Source organism: Enterobacter chinensis (assembly GCF_034008295.1).
GTDB classification, from domain to species: domain Bacteria; phylum Pseudomonadota; class Gammaproteobacteria; order Enterobacterales; family Enterobacteriaceae; genus Enterobacter; species Enterobacter chinensis.
In genome coordinates, this window is the sequence record NZ_JARDVI010000008.1 from 37185 (window position 1) to 51027 (window position 13843).

Consider the following 13843-nt stretch of genomic DNA (forward strand, 5'->3'; position numbering starts at 1 on the left):
GTGCGGAAAATGGCGCACACCTTACATTATCATAATGACAAATTAACATAGTCGGAACATACGGCGCTTCTATGATTGTTTTCTCCTCGTTACAAATTCGTCGCGGCGTGCGCGTCCTGCTGGATAACGCTACTGCTACCATCAATCCAGGCCAAAAAGTGGGGCTGGTCGGCAAAAACGGCTGTGGTAAATCCACGCTGCTGGCGCTGCTGAAAAACGAGATTAGCGCGGATGGCGGTAACTTTACCTTCCCGGGGAACTGGCAGCTCGCATGGGTAAACCAGGAGACGCCGGCCCTGAGCGAACCGGCTCTCGACTATGTTATCGACGGCGATCGTGAATACCGTAAGCTCGAGGCGGAACTCAACGCCGCTAACGAGCGCAACGACGGTCACGCCATTGCCACCGTTCACGGCAAGCTGGACGCCATCGACGCGTGGACCATTCGCTCTCGCGCCTCCAGCCTGCTGCACGGCCTGGGCTTCAGCAATGAACAGCTGGAACGCCCGGTCAGCGACTTCTCCGGCGGCTGGCGTATGCGCCTCAACCTGGCGCAGGCGCTGATCTGCCGCTCTGACCTGCTGCTGCTCGATGAACCGACCAACCACCTCGATCTCGATGCGGTTATTTGGCTGGAGAAGTGGCTTAAGAGCTATCAGGGCACTCTGATTCTGATCTCCCACGACCGTGACTTCCTCGACCCGGTGGTAGATAAAATCATTCATATCGAACAGCAAACGATGTTCGAGTACACCGGCAACTACAGCTCCTTCGAGCGCCAGCGCGCGACGCGCCTTGCCCAGCAGCAGTCCATGTACGAAAGCCAGCAGCAGCGCGTGGCGCACCTGCAAAGCTTTGTGGATCGCTTCAAGGCCAAAGCGTCAAAAGCGAAGCAGGCCCAGAGCCGCATCAAGATGCTCGAACGCATGGAGATGATTGCCCCGGCGCACGTGGATAACCCGTTCCATTTCAGCTTCCGCGCGCCGGAAAGCCTGCCGAACCCGCTGCTGAAGATGGAGAAAGTGAGCGCGGGCTATGCCGATCGCATCATTCTCGACTCCATCAAGCTCAACCTGGTACCGGGTTCACGTATTGGTCTGCTGGGGCGCAACGGTGCCGGTAAATCCACGCTGATCAAACTTCTGGCGGGCGAGCTTAACCCGATCAGCGGCGAAATCGGGCTGGCGAAGGGCATCAAGCTAGGCTACTTCGCCCAGCATCAGCTGGAATTTTTACGCGCGGATGAATCCCCGATTCAGCACCTCGCGCGTCTGGCGCCGCAGGAGATGGAGCAGAAGCTACGCGACTACCTCGGCGGCTTCGGCTTCCAGGGCGATAAGGTGACGGAAAATACCGAGCGTTTCTCCGGCGGCGAAAAAGCCCGCCTGGTGCTGGCGTTAATCGTCTGGCAGCGCCCGAACCTGCTGCTGCTCGATGAACCGACTAACCACCTCGATCTCGATATGCGTCAGGCACTGACTGAAGCGCTGATCGAGTTCGAAGGCGCGCTGGTTGTGGTTTCGCACGATCGTCACCTGATCCGCTCCACCACGGACGATCTCTACTTAGTTCACGATGGCAAAGTCGAACCGTTCGACGGCGATCTGGAAGACTACCAGCAGTGGCTGACGGACGTGCAGAAGCAGGAAAACCAGCCGGAAGAGTCCGCGAAAGATAACGCCAACAGCGCGCAGGCGCGTAAAGACCAGAAGCGCCGCGAAGCCGAACTGCGCACCCAGACGCAGCCGCTGCGTAAAGAGATTGCCCGTCTCGAAAAAGAGATGGAAAAACTGAACGCCACGCTTGCCATGGTTGAGGAGAAGCTCGGCGATAGCGGTCTGTATGACCAGAGCCGTAAAGCTGAACTGACGGATTGCCTGCAAACGCAGGCGAAAACCAAGTCGAGCCTCGAAGAGTGTGAGATGTCATGGCTCGACGCGCAGGAACAGCTGGAAGCGATGCTGCAGGCTGAATAACACCCCGGGAGGGCTATGAGTTTCGATATCACGAGCGAGATTACATTCCGCAAGCTCAGCATCTTCATGACGTTTATGGAGAAGGGGAATATCGCGCGTACCGCCGAAACTCTGGGCCTGAGCGGCGTCAGCGTGCACCGTGCGCTGCACACCCTGGAAGAGAACGTGCGCTGCCCGCTCTTTACCCACAAGGGGCGCAACCTGATTGCGCTGCCTTCCGCATGGACATTGCTGGAGTATTGCCAGGAGGTGATGCAGGTGATGGAGCGCGGGCTGGATGAGGCGCGTAAAATTGCCGGCATTGGCCAGGGTCGGCTGCGCGTCGGTACGCTCTACTCGCTCACCCTGGAAACCGTGCCGCGTCTGATTATGGGCATGAAGCTGCGTCGCCCGGATCTGGAAATGGACCTGACGATGGGCTCTAACGACACCTTGCTCCACATGCTGGACGATGGGTCGCTGGACGCCATCCTGATTTCCATCTCCGAAAGCGATATTGACCGCAACAGCCTTGAGGTTCTGCCGCTGTTCCATGACGACATATTCCTTGCCGCACCGGCTTCCGCCACGCTGAATACCCGCGGGCCTGCGGATCTTCGTGATTACAAAGATCAGAAATTTGTCGCGCTTGCTGAAGGGTTTGCAACCTACGCCGGGTTCCAGGAAGCGTTCCATATTGCCGGATTCGAACCGGAGATTGTTACCCGGGTGAACGACATTTTTTCAATGCTCAGCCTGGTTCAGGCGGGCGTCGGCTTTACGCTAATGCCGGGCAGGATGAAGAAGGTCTACGAGAATTCGGTGCAGCTACTGAAGCTGGCAGAGCCGTACCAGATGCAGCAGCTTATCGCGATTGTGTTCGCCCGCAACCGCGAGCAGGACCCGAGCCTGCGCGCATTGGCTGCCGAAGGCCGGATGTATGCGCGCAGCCTGCAGGAAAGTGCGTGATACAAAACAAGACAACCGAACCCGTAGGCCCGGTAAGCGCAGCGCCACCGGGCTAAAAACTCACGCGCGAAGCCGTTTTGCCAGATGCACCGCCACGTCCACCCCACTGCGCTCCAGTGAAATCGTCTCGCCTTCCCATGCTGCCTGTCGCGTCAGGCAGGTCAGTACGCCGCCGGGCGGCATCTCGATCGCCAGCCGGGCTTCGCGTTCGTTAGCGGATATCACCGCCTCCTGCCAGCGCACCGTACGCGCCATGTTCATCGCCAGATCGTCAGCGATTTTTTCCGGCTGCCAGAGCACGCGGCCGGTGCTGCCGCTCAGGTACGCACAGCGTGGACGAGCCAGCGTGACGGACTCAAACGCCGCCGCCAGCGTTTGTGCCGGTGCCGCCAGCAGTTCGCAGTGCGACGGCACGCTCACCGCCAGACGTTTAGCCTTGCTCGCCCCTTTTGCCAGCGCGCGCGCCGCCACCTGCGCCATCCCGTCATCGCTTCCGGCAATCACGATCTGCGTTTCGGCATTCAGGTTAGCAATATACGTTTCGGTACCCTCGATAAGCTGCTCCACCTGCGGCAGGGTCAGCCCCATAATCGCCGTCAGGCCGTAGCCGTGCGGATACGCCTGCTCCATCAGATCGCCACGCAGCGCCACTAGCTTAAGCGCGTCCGTAAATTCCAGCGCGCCTGCCACGACCGCTGCGGGATAGGCGCCAATCGATAAACCGCTCACTATGTCAGGCGACACGCCGCGTCGTTCAAGCTCGCGCGCCCAGGCCACGCCCGAAATCAACAGCGAAAGCTGAACCGCGCGGGTGTGGGTTAACGAGGCTGCACTGTCCAGCATATCGACTTCGCTACCCAGCACCTCGCGCGCCTGAGCCAGCGTCGTTCCCGGCAGATTTTGCAGCATACCTTCGTGCTGCGTGCCCTGCCCCGGAAAGGTAAACAGTATTTTCATCACTCCTCCCTTTGCCACGGATCCGCCACCAGGCGCGGTCCGCGGCAGGTTTTCAGCAGCGTTTTTCCATCGCGTAACCACTCCGCCAGCGCGAAGCCCCCTTCGGGCGTATCGACCTGCGTATCCGCCCGGCACAGTGCGCGGTTCAACTGCGACTGCCATGCGGTAAAAGCATCAGGCGAAATCGGCTCAGGGGCGCGGATCAGCAGGTCAAGATCGCTGTCGGCATGTATCACCGGAATGCCGGTCGCCAGCGCATAGCCGGTGCTGCCGGTAATGCCCCACGTCCACGGCCACGACTGCTGAGCAAGCTGTAACGCCACCTGAACCGGTGGCTGAGTCACGAACGGCGAGCGCAGCAGATCGGCCGTCACGCTCAGCGCCTCAGGCGAAACGACGCGGAGGACGTTTTCGGGCTTCACCCATCCGGCCGCACGTTGGTCGCGACGCAGGCCGCGCACGCCAACGGGGATGCGGCCGTCGCTATCAACATCACGCCGCACCACTACCGGCAGGCCGGTATGCCAGACGGCATCCACCCATGATTCGGCGATCCCTTCCAGCGCGTCACGCGCGGTAAGCCAGATAAGGTCGTGTGGGCGTAATGTTGTGGTCATGATTACATTCCTGAAGTCAGCGAGATAAACAGCGGCAGCGACAGGATACACAGTACGGAGCTTAACAGCAGCACGGCTTCAGCATCCGGCGACTGCACGCCAAAGCGGTTACCGAACACCACACCGAAGAAGCCCGCAGAAAGCGCAATCATCAGGATGGCGGTAATGGCGACGGAGCCGTGCAGACCGAAGATCAGCACGATACCCCAGGCAATCGCTGGCTGAATCAGCAGCTTTGCGATAGTCGACGTGATAACCATGGTGTTGATCTGAAGCTTACGGGCAGAGAGGATCACCCCGGTCAGGAACAGCGCCGCAGCGGTCGCGGCGAGCCCCAGCGGTTTAATCGCTGCAAGTACCAGTTCCGGCATTTTGATGCCGATGGCGGACAAAATCACACCCAGCAGCGGCCCCATCACGATCGGTTTTTTAATGGAACGCCACATCAGCACCGGCAGCATGGAAAGCGTTGAGCCGGAACTATTGCCTTCTGCGCGCGCTTTTTCACGCTCCAGGATCAGCAGGCAGAACGGCGTCATCAGCACTGAGCCGCAGGCAATAGAGACCGCGACGGACAGAGACGTGGAAGATCCTTCACCCAGCACGCTGCCCAGGATTGGCAGACCAAGCGCCGCATAGTTCGGCAACGCCACCGTCAGGGTCAGCACGGCCGCATCCTGCGGGGATTTCTTAAAGACTTGAGTGGCGAGGAAGTAGATGGCCGCATAGGTTATCCACATCGCCAGAGTCAGCACCAGAATCAGCGGTGACTGAGCCACAATGCCGGTCCACGGCGTTTGCACGGTGGCGCTAAACAGCGCGGCAGGCAGTGCAAAATCCATCACGAAAATATTGAGCAGGGAAACGTTTTTGTTATCGACCATCTTTGCCTTACCGGCCCAGAATCCCAGCAGCATGATGACGAAAATCGGTGCAAGAGCATGAACAATTACGTAAGTCATAAATCACCTGTAGTAAAAAAAGTTTTAGCACTGGCGCGATGATTATTATTTTTCAGGATGCAGGCTCCCACGCGGGCGCAGCGGGCGCGCCCACGGGGGGATGCATCTGGCAGGTCTTTTTTTTACTTACCAGCTGGCTCGCATACGTTCGCGTACGAGAGCAGAGCTGCGGCGGTTGTCAGCACCCAGACGATTTTTCAACGTGGTGTCCTGACGAGCGTCACTGATGGCCTGTTGCAGGGTTGTTTTCACCTGCGCCAGATCGTTATCGGATGGGGCATCCGGGTTGCTGATGTCCAGCAGGCTGGAGAGCAGCCCCAGCGTGGCGTAGTTGCTGATGTCATACGCCATAGGTGGAATGGTCGCTGCCAGTTTTTCCAGCGCCTCGACGGTACGCAGCGTAATGCGTGCCGCGGACTCTTTACCCATCGCGTGGATCAGCACGCCTTTATCGTTAAAGGCGATCAGGCGGTTGGCCTGGTAGCCGTGCGCCAGAAACGCGCCGGACATCGCCTTGCCGACGATCAGGCCAATCACCGGATGTCCGGCCAGACGCGCGTTCGCATAGGCTGCCGCCGCGCCGGCCAGCGCCTGATGAATACCAAACGCTTCTTCACGACGGCCGTAGGCCTGGCTTGGGACGTCAATTACCGCCACAATCGGGCGCTTAACGGCTTTATCGGCATCCGCTGCTACGGTTTCACTGACGACTTTCGCCAGCGTCCAGCCTTCCAGCAGACCGACTTCACCTTTCACCGCGCGTGGGAAATGGTTATTGGCGTCCGGAACTACCGCAACAAAGCGCACCGCTTCGCCATTAAGTTCACCGTCTGCCGCCTGCACGGACGGGCATAACCCTTCCACACGTTTTGCATTCGGGGCGAGGATGTCCAGCCAGAGTTCGCCACGACTAATTGAGTGAGTCATCATTTCACCTCCCGGGCAAAAAGCGCGTTAATTTGTTCGGCATCGGCCTGTTTGCGGGTATCGAAATTCGTCAGACGGTTCAGGTAATCGTCATAGTTATCGGTGCGATGTTTCGCCGGAACGCCTTTGGCTATCGCCTCGTTCATCGCCTGTTTCACCGCGTTGATACCGTCACCGACCAGCGCATCCACCAGCCCGCTTTGGTAGCGCACTTCGCCGCCGGTCATGCTCCAGATAAACGGACGATCGCGAGAGTCGTACTCTTCAATGCCCGCTTCCTGCTCGATAACCTGCGGGCCGTTCAGGCCGAGACGCGCTTCGCGGGTCACAATCAGATAGCTGCACAGCGCCGCCGCGATGGACATCCCGCCGAAGCAGCCGACGGTCCCGGCCACAATCCCGACAACCGGCGTGTAGCGACGCAGGTCAACAATCGCAGCGTGGATATCAGCAATCGCGGCCAGGCCGAGGTTCGCCTCCTGCAGGCGCACGCCGCCGGTTTCGAGGCACAGCACAGCCTGAGTCGGAATGCCGTTGCGGTTATCTTCCGCCGCCAGCTCCAGCGCTGCGGCCATTTTGGCGCCGGACACTTCGCCCATGCTGCCGCCCTGAAACGCGCCTTCAATCGCCACGACAACGGCTGGCTGACCGTTGATCGTGCCTTTCGCCACCACCATGCCGTCATCGGCCTGCGGGACAATACCCTGCGGCCCAAGCCACGGAGAGATAATGCCTTCAAACGGATCCAGCAGTTCGCGGTAGCTGCCCTCGTCGAGCAGGGCCTGCGCGCGCTGGCGCGCTTTTAATTCGATAAAGCTGCTGTCATCACGCATGGCTCACCCCCTCAAAAACCTGTTCGATACGAATGCGGGCCACGCCCGGCGTCGCGCCGAAATCATGAATGGTCAGCTTTCCTGCCGGCAGGCTGCTGACGGTTTGCAGGCGGTTGAATAGCGCCTCCCAGCGACCACGGCTGTTGTCGACTGAGGTGGTGATATCAATGGTTAACGTCTGGCCCGGTTCGGCGGTGAAGAGCACCTCCATATCCCCGGAGCCGACTACCCCTGCCAGCGCCCTGCCGCTTAACGCGCGGCTGGCTGGCACGGTCAATGTAATTTTTTCCATAACATCCTCTTAATGCTTTGAGTAAGGCGATTCGACGCGGTCAAGAAACAGCGTGGCGGCAAGCAGGTCGGCAGCACCGCCCGGGGAGGCATTAAGTGCCAGCATCTGACGGTCTAAGTTCGCCAGCGCCTGCTGACCCGCGAGGGTTGCACAGCCTCCCGCATTCAGTACCGCACGGGCACCTTCCTGCATGGCGTCCAGCCCCTCCATTCCGGCGCGCGACAGCACGCAGGTATCGGTGAGCGACGTCATGATTGCCATCAGCGCGTCGAGCCTGGCCTGCGCTTCACTGCTGCCGTTGAGACGGCTGAGGCGAAGCTGCGGCAATGCGCGCTGCATAACGTGCGGGAACGCCTGCTGAGCCTCTTCGCGGGCGCCCGGCACGCGATAACGGTGCGTGGCGCGCAGGCCTTTGCTGAACACCTTCGGCGCCGCATCGTCCGGAAGTTTCGCCAGCTGCGCGGCGGTGCTGGCGACGTCTTGCGCCCAGGCATCTCCGCCCAGCATCGCCACCGCGCTGACCAGCAATCCCAGCGCCCAAATCGCGCCGCGATGGGTGTTTACGCCCCCGGTTGCGGCCATCATTTGCTGCTCGCCTTCGCGGCCGAGCCGCCCGACGGTTTGCCGAAGCGCAATATCTGCCGGACGCTGCCAGCTTTGCTGCGCCAGCGCCTGAAACGTGAGGGTCAGGCTGTGCGCGGAGCGCTCCATCAGCGCAAGGGATAAATCGTGGTGCGCGCCGTTCCCCCGACTGTCCACCAGACCGGGTTTCGGGCTTAAACGTGCTTCGTCGATCAGACACTGCGTGGCGGTTCGCGCCAGCCATTCGGCACCGCCTTCAACCTGAATCTGGGGCAGAAGTTTCATTACCAGCTCCGGAATTTCGCAGGTGGGTTGTAGAGACCGCCGGACCACTCCACGAGGTCTGATACGCTGCCTGCCGCCAGCAGAGAGCGGGTGGCGTCGGTGCGGCGAATCCCCATATCTTCCGGGTAGACCACTTTGCCGCTCTGGCGCAGTTCCGCCACGCGTTTGGCGTCCACGCCCAGGCCGATATCGGTGATCCCTGCAACGGCCGCGACCATGGCACGGCGCTCTTCCAGATCTTTCGCCCGGTAAAGGTAGGCAATCCCCTCTTCCGTCAAGACGTGCGTTACGTCATCACCGTAGATCATCACCGGCGCCAGCGGCATACCGGAGGCTTTCGCCACGTCAACGGCATCGAGTTTCTCCACGAAGGATGGCTTCACGCCCGCCTGGAAGGTTTCCACCATCTGCACGACGAGTTTTTTACCGCGCTGCATCGGGTCAGGCTCGGTGATCATGTTCAGCCAGGCCGGGGTAGCGTGACGACGACCATGCGGGTCATGGCCCATGTTTGGCGCACCGCCGAAGCCGGAAAGACGACCGCGCGTCACGGTTGAGGAGTTGGCGTAACCGTCAACCTGCAGCGTAGAGCCGATGAACATATCCACCGCGTACTGGCCTGCCAGCTGGCAGAAGGCGCGGTTGGAGCGCATAGAGCCGTCGGCACCGGTAAAGAACACGTCCGGACGGGCGCGGATGTACTCTTCCATCCCCAGCTCGCCGCCGAAGCAGTGCACGCTTTCTACCCACCCGCTTTCAATGGCCGGGATCAGCGTCGGATGCGGGTTCAGCGTCCAGTGCTTACAGATTTTGCCCTTCAGGCCGAGCTGTTCGCCGTAGGTAGGCAGCAGCAGCTCAATCGCCGCGGTGTTAAAGCCGATCCCATGGTTCAGGGACTGCACCTGGTGTTCTGCGTAGATGCCCTTGATAGCCATCATCGCCATCAGGATATGTTCCTGCTTGATCAGGCGCGGGTCGCGGGTGAACAGCGGTTCGATAAAGAACGGTTTGTCCGCCACCACCACGTAGTCGATCCAGGAGCCAGGTATATCGACGCGCGGCAGGTCGCACTCGTCGTCCACCAGCTCGTTCACCTGCGCGATGACGATCCCGTCGTGGAACGCGGCAGCCTCGACCAGCGCCGGGGTATCTTCGGTGCTCGCTCCGGTGTAGAGGTTGCCTTTGCGGTCGGCTTTAAAACCGGCAATCAGCGCCACGTTTGGCGAAAGGTCGACGTAGAGGCGTGAGTAAAGTTCGATGTAGGTGTGAATCGCACCGATTTCGAGCTGACCGTCTTCCAGCAGCTGCGAAATACGAAGGCTCTGCGTCCCGGAGAAAGAGAAGTCCAGCTTGCGGGCGATGCCTTTCTCAAAGATATCCAGATGCTCGCTGCGGCCGACGCTCGGCATGATCATATGCAGGTCGTGGACAATTTGCGGGTTCACTTCAGCGAGGGAGCGGGAAAGGAAATCTGCCTGCTTCTGGTTGTTGCCTTCCAGAACGACTTTGTCGCCCGGTGCGATCAGCTTCTCCAGCATGGCGACAAGATCGCCGGTCGGCAGTACCTTGCCCTGCACCGGTACGGACGCCAGACGACGTGCTTTTTCGCTACGTCGGGTGTTCCATTGCCGGGTGGGTGTTTGCCCAGATAACATTATTAACCTCCTGATTCAGCTAATCATTTTGATTTGCTTAACGTTGAGTAAAGTGTGCGCTCTGGTGAGAAAGGCATCAATTAAGCGTAGAGCGGAATCATTAGCCTGAGAGTAATAATCAAGGTAAAGATTTGTGATCGGGATCAGTTCATGTTTCGGAAAACCAGGCTAAACGGGGTACAATTCGGAAAGTATCGTTAATTTCCGACAAGAATCAGCATCGCGCTTATGACCCAAATCATTCCATCAGACTTCGACATTGCAGCCGAAGACAGCACTGAGTTCGTGCCTATGCGCGGCGTCGCCAATCGCCATTTGCAGACCATGCTGCCGCGACTGATCCGCCGCAAGGTTCAGTTCACCCCGCACTGGCAACGCCTTGACCTGCCAGACGGTGACTTTCTGGATCTCGCCTGGAGCGAAGAACCGGAGCAGGCCCGCCATAAGCCGCGTCTGGTGGTCTTTCACGGCCTGGAAGGCAGCCTGCACAGCCCCTATGCGCATGGGTTAATTGAGGCGGCAAAAGCCCGCGGCTGGCTCGGCGTGGTGATGCATTTTCGTGGCTGTAGCGGCGAACCCAATCGTCAGAAACGCATCTATCACTCGGGTGAAACCGAAGACGGAACGTGGTTTTTACACTGGCTGCGTGAAAACTTTGGCACAGTTCCCACCGCTGCCGTGGGCTATTCGCTGGGCGGAAATATGCTGGCCTGTCTGCTGGCGAAAGAGGGTGAAAGCGTACCGCTGGATGCCGCAGTGATTGTCTCCGCGCCGTTTATGCTGGAGCAGTGCAGCTACCACATGGAGAAAGGCTTTTCCCGCGTCTATCAGCGCTACTTGCTCAACCTGCTGAAGGCCAACGCGGCGCGTAAGCTGAAGGCCTACCCGGATACCCTGCCGGTCAGCCTGCGCCAGCTGAAAAAAGTGCGCCGTATTCGCGAGTTCGACGATCTGATCACCGCGAAAATTCACGGCTTCGCCGATGCGATTGACTATTATCGTCAGTGCAGCGCCATGCCGCTGCTCAGCAAGATCGCGCAGCCGACGCTCATCATTCATGCCAAAGATGACCCTTTTATGGATCATCACTCGATCCCCGCTCAGGAATTCCTGCCCGACAACGTTCACTATCAGTTGACGGAGCACGGCGGCCACGTCGGGTTTATCGGCGGTACGCTGCGTCGCCCGAAAATGTGGCTTGAGACGCGTATTCCTGACTGGCTAACCCCTTATCTGGACGGTGCAAAATGATTATTCCCTGGCAGGATCTGGCTCCCGAAACGCTCGATAATCTGATTGAAAGCTTTGTATTACGCGAAGGCACCGATTATGGTGAACAGGAACGCTCGCTTGAGCAAAAGGTCAACGATGTAAAGCGCCAGCTGAAAAGCGGCGACGTATTGCTGGTGTGGTCAGAACTGCATGAGACGGTCAATATCATGCCCCGCAACGCGTTTCACGGCTGATCTTCCAACCTTTTCAGTCAGGGAGTTGCTATGTCTGCCAGACATCCGGTTATTGCCGTTACGGGGTCGAGTGGTGCGGGAACCACCACCACCAGCCTCGCATTTCGCAAGATTTTCGCCCAGCTGAATCTCCGTGCGGCGGAGGTCGAAGGCGATAGCTTTCACCGCTACACACGTCCGGAGATGGACATGGCCATCCGTAAGGCGCGCGATCTGGGTAAACACATCAGCTACTTCGGCCCGGAAGCCAATGACTTCGGCCTGCTGGAACAAACCTTTCTGGAATACGGTAAGAGCGGCAAAGGGCAGTCCCGCAAGTATCTGCATACCTATGATGAAGCCGTGCCCTGGAATCAGGTGCCGGGCACCTTCACCCCCTGGCAGCCGCTGCCGGAACCCACCGATGTGCTGTTTTACGAAGGATTACACGGCGGCGTGGTCACGCCTCAACACGACGTGGCGCGTCACGTGGATCTGCTGGTCGGGGTGGTCCCTATCGTTAACCTGGAGTGGATCCAGAAGCTGACGCGTGACATGAGCGAGCGCGGCCACTCGCGCGAGGCGGTGATGGATTCCGTCGTTCGTTCAATGGAAGACTACATCAATTACTTAACGCCGCAATTCTCCCGCACGCACATTAACTTCCAGCGCGTGCCGACGGTGGACACCTCCAACCCGTTCGCCGCCAAAACGATACCGTCCCTGGATGAGAGCTTTGTGGTGATCCATTTCCGCAATCTTGAAGGTATCGATTACCCCTGGCTGCTGGCGATGCTGCAGGGCTCATTTATTTCGCACATGAATACGTTGGTAGTGCCGGGCGGGAAAATGGTGCTGGCGATGGAATTAATCATGACGCCGCTGGTGGAGCGGTTGATGGAAGGGAAGCAGATCGCATAATCAGTTTTGCCCGGTGGCGCTGCGCTTACCGGGCCAACAATCCGTAGGGCGGGTAAGCGCAGCGCCACCCGCCAAAAGATTAAGCCTCGATCACTTCATACGAATGGGTAATTTTTACCGCTTTCTCCAGCATTAACGCCACAGAGCAGTACTTCTCCGCAGACAGGTCCACCGCACGCGAGACCGCCGCGTCTTTCAGTTCTTTACCGGTGACAACAAAGTGCAGATTAATGTGGGTGAACAGGCGTGGCGCCTCTTCGCGACGTTCTGAGGTGAGTTTAACCTCGCAATCTGTCACGTCATGACGACCTTTTTGCAAAATCGACACTACGTCAATCGCACTGCATCCACCTGCTGCCATCAGCACCATTTCCATTGGGCTTGGTGCTTTGTCGCCGGAGTTACCATCCATCAAAATCTGGTGTCCTGACGCGGACTCGCCCAGGAACGTTAAACCTTCAACCCACTTCACGCGCGCTTGCATATTTTTGAACTCCAACGTTGCATTTTTGGTGACAGATTACGCGTGTGTTACATTTCTCGCAATGGAAGGCGACCTGCATCATGCTGAAGCGAGACACCAGGAGACACGCGGCGAAAGCTATGCTAAAACACTCAGGATGCTACAGTAATACATTGACGTTACACGTGTATGCAGAGGACATCAAACTTTACTGGCTGCGAAACGTTACGGTAGCCGACTTCCCAGGGTATGGGTAAGAATTCGATTGCAACCCCAGAGTCCGGATGCATCTGATGACTCTGGTGACAGCTTATAACAGAGGATAACAGCGCATGGTGCTTGGCAAACCGCAAACAGACCCGACTCTCGAATGGTTCTTGTCTCATTGCCACATTCATAAGTACCCATCGAAGAGCACGCTGATTCACCAGGGTGAAAAAGCGGAAACGTTGTATTACATCGTTAAAGGCTCGGTGGCAGTGCTGATCAAAGATGAAGAAGGGAAAGAAATGATCCTTTCTTATCTGAACCAGGGCGATTTCATCGGTGAACTGGGCCTGTTTGAAGAGGGCCAGGAACGTAGCGCCTGGGTTCGTGCAAAGACAGCATGTGAAGTGGCTGAAATTTCTTACAAGAAGTTCCGTCAGCTGATTCAGGTTAACCCTGACATCCTGATGCGTCTTTCTTCCCAGATGGCGCGCCGTCTGCAGGTCACCTCAGAGAAAGTGGGTAACCTCGCCTTCCTGGACGTGACCGGCCGTATTGCGCAGACCCTGCTGAACCTGGCGAAACAGCCAGACGCAATGACCCACCCGGACGGCATGCAAATTAAAATTACCCGTCAGGAAATTGGTCAGATCGTTGGTTGTTCCCGTGAGACAGTAGGCCGTATCCTGAAAATGCTGGAAGATCAAAACCTGATCTCCGCCCACGGTAAAACCATCGTGGTCTACGGAACGCGTTAATTCCGCTTAAACGGC

General features: G+C 58.4%; 15 protein-coding genes. 6 read left to right on the forward strand and 9 right to left on the reverse strand.

Annotated elements, in window-relative coordinates; genetic code table 11:
* Positions 1-71: 71 nt before the first annotated feature.
* Complete coding sequence (locus tag PYW49_RS20855) at positions 72-1976, forward strand: ABC transporter ATP-binding protein (RefSeq protein ID WP_320387397.1); 1905 nt, start codon at positions 72-74, stop codon at positions 1974-1976.
* A 15-nt stretch (positions 1977-1991) separates the two neighbouring features.
* Positions 1992-2924: a LysR family transcriptional regulator gene (locus PYW49_RS20860; protein WP_134348089.1), complete on the forward strand. Its 933-nt coding sequence runs from the start codon at positions 1992-1994 to the stop codon at positions 2922-2924.
* Between the two features lie 60 nt (positions 2925-2984).
* Here the strand turns inward: PYW49_RS20860 and mdcH are convergent, their stop codons facing one another.
* From mdcH to mdcA, 8 genes are all read right to left on the reverse strand, one after another.
* Positions 2985-3881: a malonate decarboxylase subunit epsilon gene (mdcH, locus tag PYW49_RS20865; RefSeq protein ID WP_320387398.1), complete on the reverse strand. Its 897-nt coding sequence runs from the start codon at positions 3879-3881 to the stop codon at positions 2985-2987.
* A complete protein-coding gene (locus tag PYW49_RS20870) occupies positions 3881-4498 on the reverse strand; it encodes a malonate decarboxylase holo-ACP synthase (RefSeq protein ID WP_320387399.1) in 618 nt (205 codons plus the stop codon). Before PYW49_RS20870 ends, mdcH begins: the two co-directional genes overlap by 1 nt.
* A 2-nt stretch (positions 4499-4500) precedes the next feature.
* Positions 4501-5460 (reverse strand): AEC family transporter, encoded by a 960-nt coding sequence (locus PYW49_RS20875; RefSeq protein ID WP_134348092.1) that lies wholly within the window; start codon positions 5458-5460, stop codon positions 4501-4503.
* A 126-nt stretch (positions 5461-5586) separates the two neighbouring features.
* The gene (gene mdcE / locus PYW49_RS20880; RefSeq protein WP_320387477.1) at positions 5587-6387 is read right to left on the reverse strand and encodes a biotin-independent malonate decarboxylase subunit gamma; all 801 of its coding nucleotides are present in this window, start codon (positions 6385-6387) and stop codon (positions 5587-5589) included.
* Positions 6387-7220, reverse strand: coding sequence for a biotin-independent malonate decarboxylase subunit beta (locus PYW49_RS20885; RefSeq protein WP_134348093.1), 834 nt, complete (start codon positions 7218-7220; stop codon positions 6387-6389). Before PYW49_RS20885 ends, mdcE begins: the two co-directional genes overlap by 1 nt.
* Complete coding sequence (gene mdcC / locus PYW49_RS20890; RefSeq protein WP_014885504.1) at positions 7213-7512, reverse strand: malonate decarboxylase acyl carrier protein; 300 nt, start codon at positions 7510-7512, stop codon at positions 7213-7215. Before mdcC ends, PYW49_RS20885 begins: the two co-directional genes overlap by 8 nt.
* Before the next feature lie 9 nt (positions 7513-7521).
* Complete coding sequence (locus PYW49_RS20895) at positions 7522-8379, reverse strand: triphosphoribosyl-dephospho-CoA synthase (protein ID WP_320387400.1); 858 nt, start codon at positions 8377-8379, stop codon at positions 7522-7524.
* A complete protein-coding gene (gene mdcA / locus PYW49_RS20900) occupies positions 8379-10034 on the reverse strand; it encodes a malonate decarboxylase subunit alpha (RefSeq protein WP_320387401.1) in 1656 nt (551 codons plus the stop codon). The genes PYW49_RS20895 and mdcA overlap by 1 nt, the downstream gene beginning before the upstream one ends.
* Positions 10035-10262: 228 nt before the next feature.
* Between mdcA and PYW49_RS20905 the strand changes: the two genes are divergently transcribed.
* Genes PYW49_RS20905 through PYW49_RS20915 form a run of 3 tightly spaced genes read left to right on the forward strand, consistent with a single transcriptional unit; the run spans position 10263 to position 12400 of the window.
* Entirely contained in the window at positions 10263-11285 is a 1023-nt protein-coding gene (locus PYW49_RS20905; protein WP_320387402.1) for a hydrolase, read from the forward strand.
* Entirely contained in the window at positions 11282-11500 is a 219-nt protein-coding gene (locus tag PYW49_RS20910; protein WP_063144226.1) for a YheU family protein, read from the forward strand. The genes PYW49_RS20905 and PYW49_RS20910 overlap by 4 nt, the downstream gene beginning before the upstream one ends.
* 30 nt (positions 11501-11530) lie before the next feature.
* On the forward strand, positions 11531-12400 hold the full coding sequence (locus tag PYW49_RS20915; RefSeq protein ID WP_134348096.1) for a phosphoribulokinase: 870 nt from the start codon (positions 11531-11533) through the stop codon (positions 12398-12400).
* Between the two features lie 79 nt (positions 12401-12479).
* Here the strand turns inward: PYW49_RS20915 and PYW49_RS20920 are convergent, their stop codons facing one another.
* Positions 12480-12884 carry an OsmC family protein gene (locus PYW49_RS20920; protein WP_008503018.1) on the reverse strand — a complete coding sequence of 135 codons (405 nt, stop codon included), beginning with the start codon at positions 12882-12884 and terminating at the stop codon, positions 12480-12482.
* Between the two features lie 311 nt (positions 12885-13195).
* Here PYW49_RS20920 and crp point away from each other — a divergent pair, with 311 nt between their 5' ends.
* On the forward strand, positions 13196-13828 hold the full coding sequence (gene crp, locus PYW49_RS20925) for a cAMP-activated global transcriptional regulator CRP (protein ID WP_000242758.1): 633 nt from the start codon (positions 13196-13198) through the stop codon (positions 13826-13828).
* Positions 13829-13843: the final 15 nt, after the last annotated feature.

Bases quoted from the DNA above. Each gene is read 5' to 3' on its own strand.
- PYW49_RS20855 (WP_320387397.1), top strand. From the start codon at position 72: ATGATTGTTTTCTCCTCGTTACAAATTCGTCGCGGCGTGCGCGTCCTG.
- PYW49_RS20860 (WP_134348089.1), top strand. From the start codon at position 1,992: ATGAGTTTCGATATCACGAGCGAGATTACATTCCGCAAGCTCAGCATC.
- mdcH (WP_320387398.1), bottom strand. From the start codon at position 3,881: ATGAAAATACTGTTTACCTTTCCGGGGCAGGGCACGCAGCACGAAGGT.
- PYW49_RS20870 (WP_320387399.1), bottom strand. From the start codon at position 4,498: ATGACCACAACATTACGCCCACACGACCTTATCTGGCTTACCGCGCGT.
- PYW49_RS20875 (WP_134348092.1), bottom strand. From the start codon at position 5,460: ATGACTTACGTAATTGTTCATGCTCTTGCACCGATTTTCGTCATCATG.
- mdcE (WP_320387477.1), bottom strand. From the start codon at position 6,387: ATGACTCACTCAATTAGTCGTGGCGAACTCTGGCTGGACATCCTCGCC.
- PYW49_RS20885 (WP_134348093.1), bottom strand. From the start codon at position 7,220: ATGCGTGATGACAGCAGCTTTATCGAATTAAAAGCGCGCCAGCGCGCG.
- mdcC (WP_014885504.1), bottom strand. From the start codon at position 7,512: ATGGAAAAAATTACATTGACCGTGCCAGCCAGCCGCGCGTTAAGCGGC.
- PYW49_RS20895 (WP_320387400.1), bottom strand. From the start codon at position 8,379: ATGAAACTTCTGCCCCAGATTCAGGTTGAAGGCGGTGCCGAATGGCTG.
- mdcA (WP_320387401.1), bottom strand. From the start codon at position 10,034: ATGTTATCTGGGCAAACACCCACCCGGCAATGGAACACCCGACGTAGC.
- PYW49_RS20905 (WP_320387402.1), top strand. From the start codon at position 10,263: ATGACCCAAATCATTCCATCAGACTTCGACATTGCAGCCGAAGACAGC.
- PYW49_RS20910 (WP_063144226.1), top strand. From the start codon at position 11,282: ATGATTATTCCCTGGCAGGATCTGGCTCCCGAAACGCTCGATAATCTG.
- PYW49_RS20915 (WP_134348096.1), top strand. From the start codon at position 11,531: ATGTCTGCCAGACATCCGGTTATTGCCGTTACGGGGTCGAGTGGTGCG.
- PYW49_RS20920 (WP_008503018.1), bottom strand. From the start codon at position 12,884: ATGCAAGCGCGCGTGAAGTGGGTTGAAGGTTTAACGTTCCTGGGCGAG.
- crp (WP_000242758.1), top strand. From the start codon at position 13,196: ATGGTGCTTGGCAAACCGCAAACAGACCCGACTCTCGAATGGTTCTTG.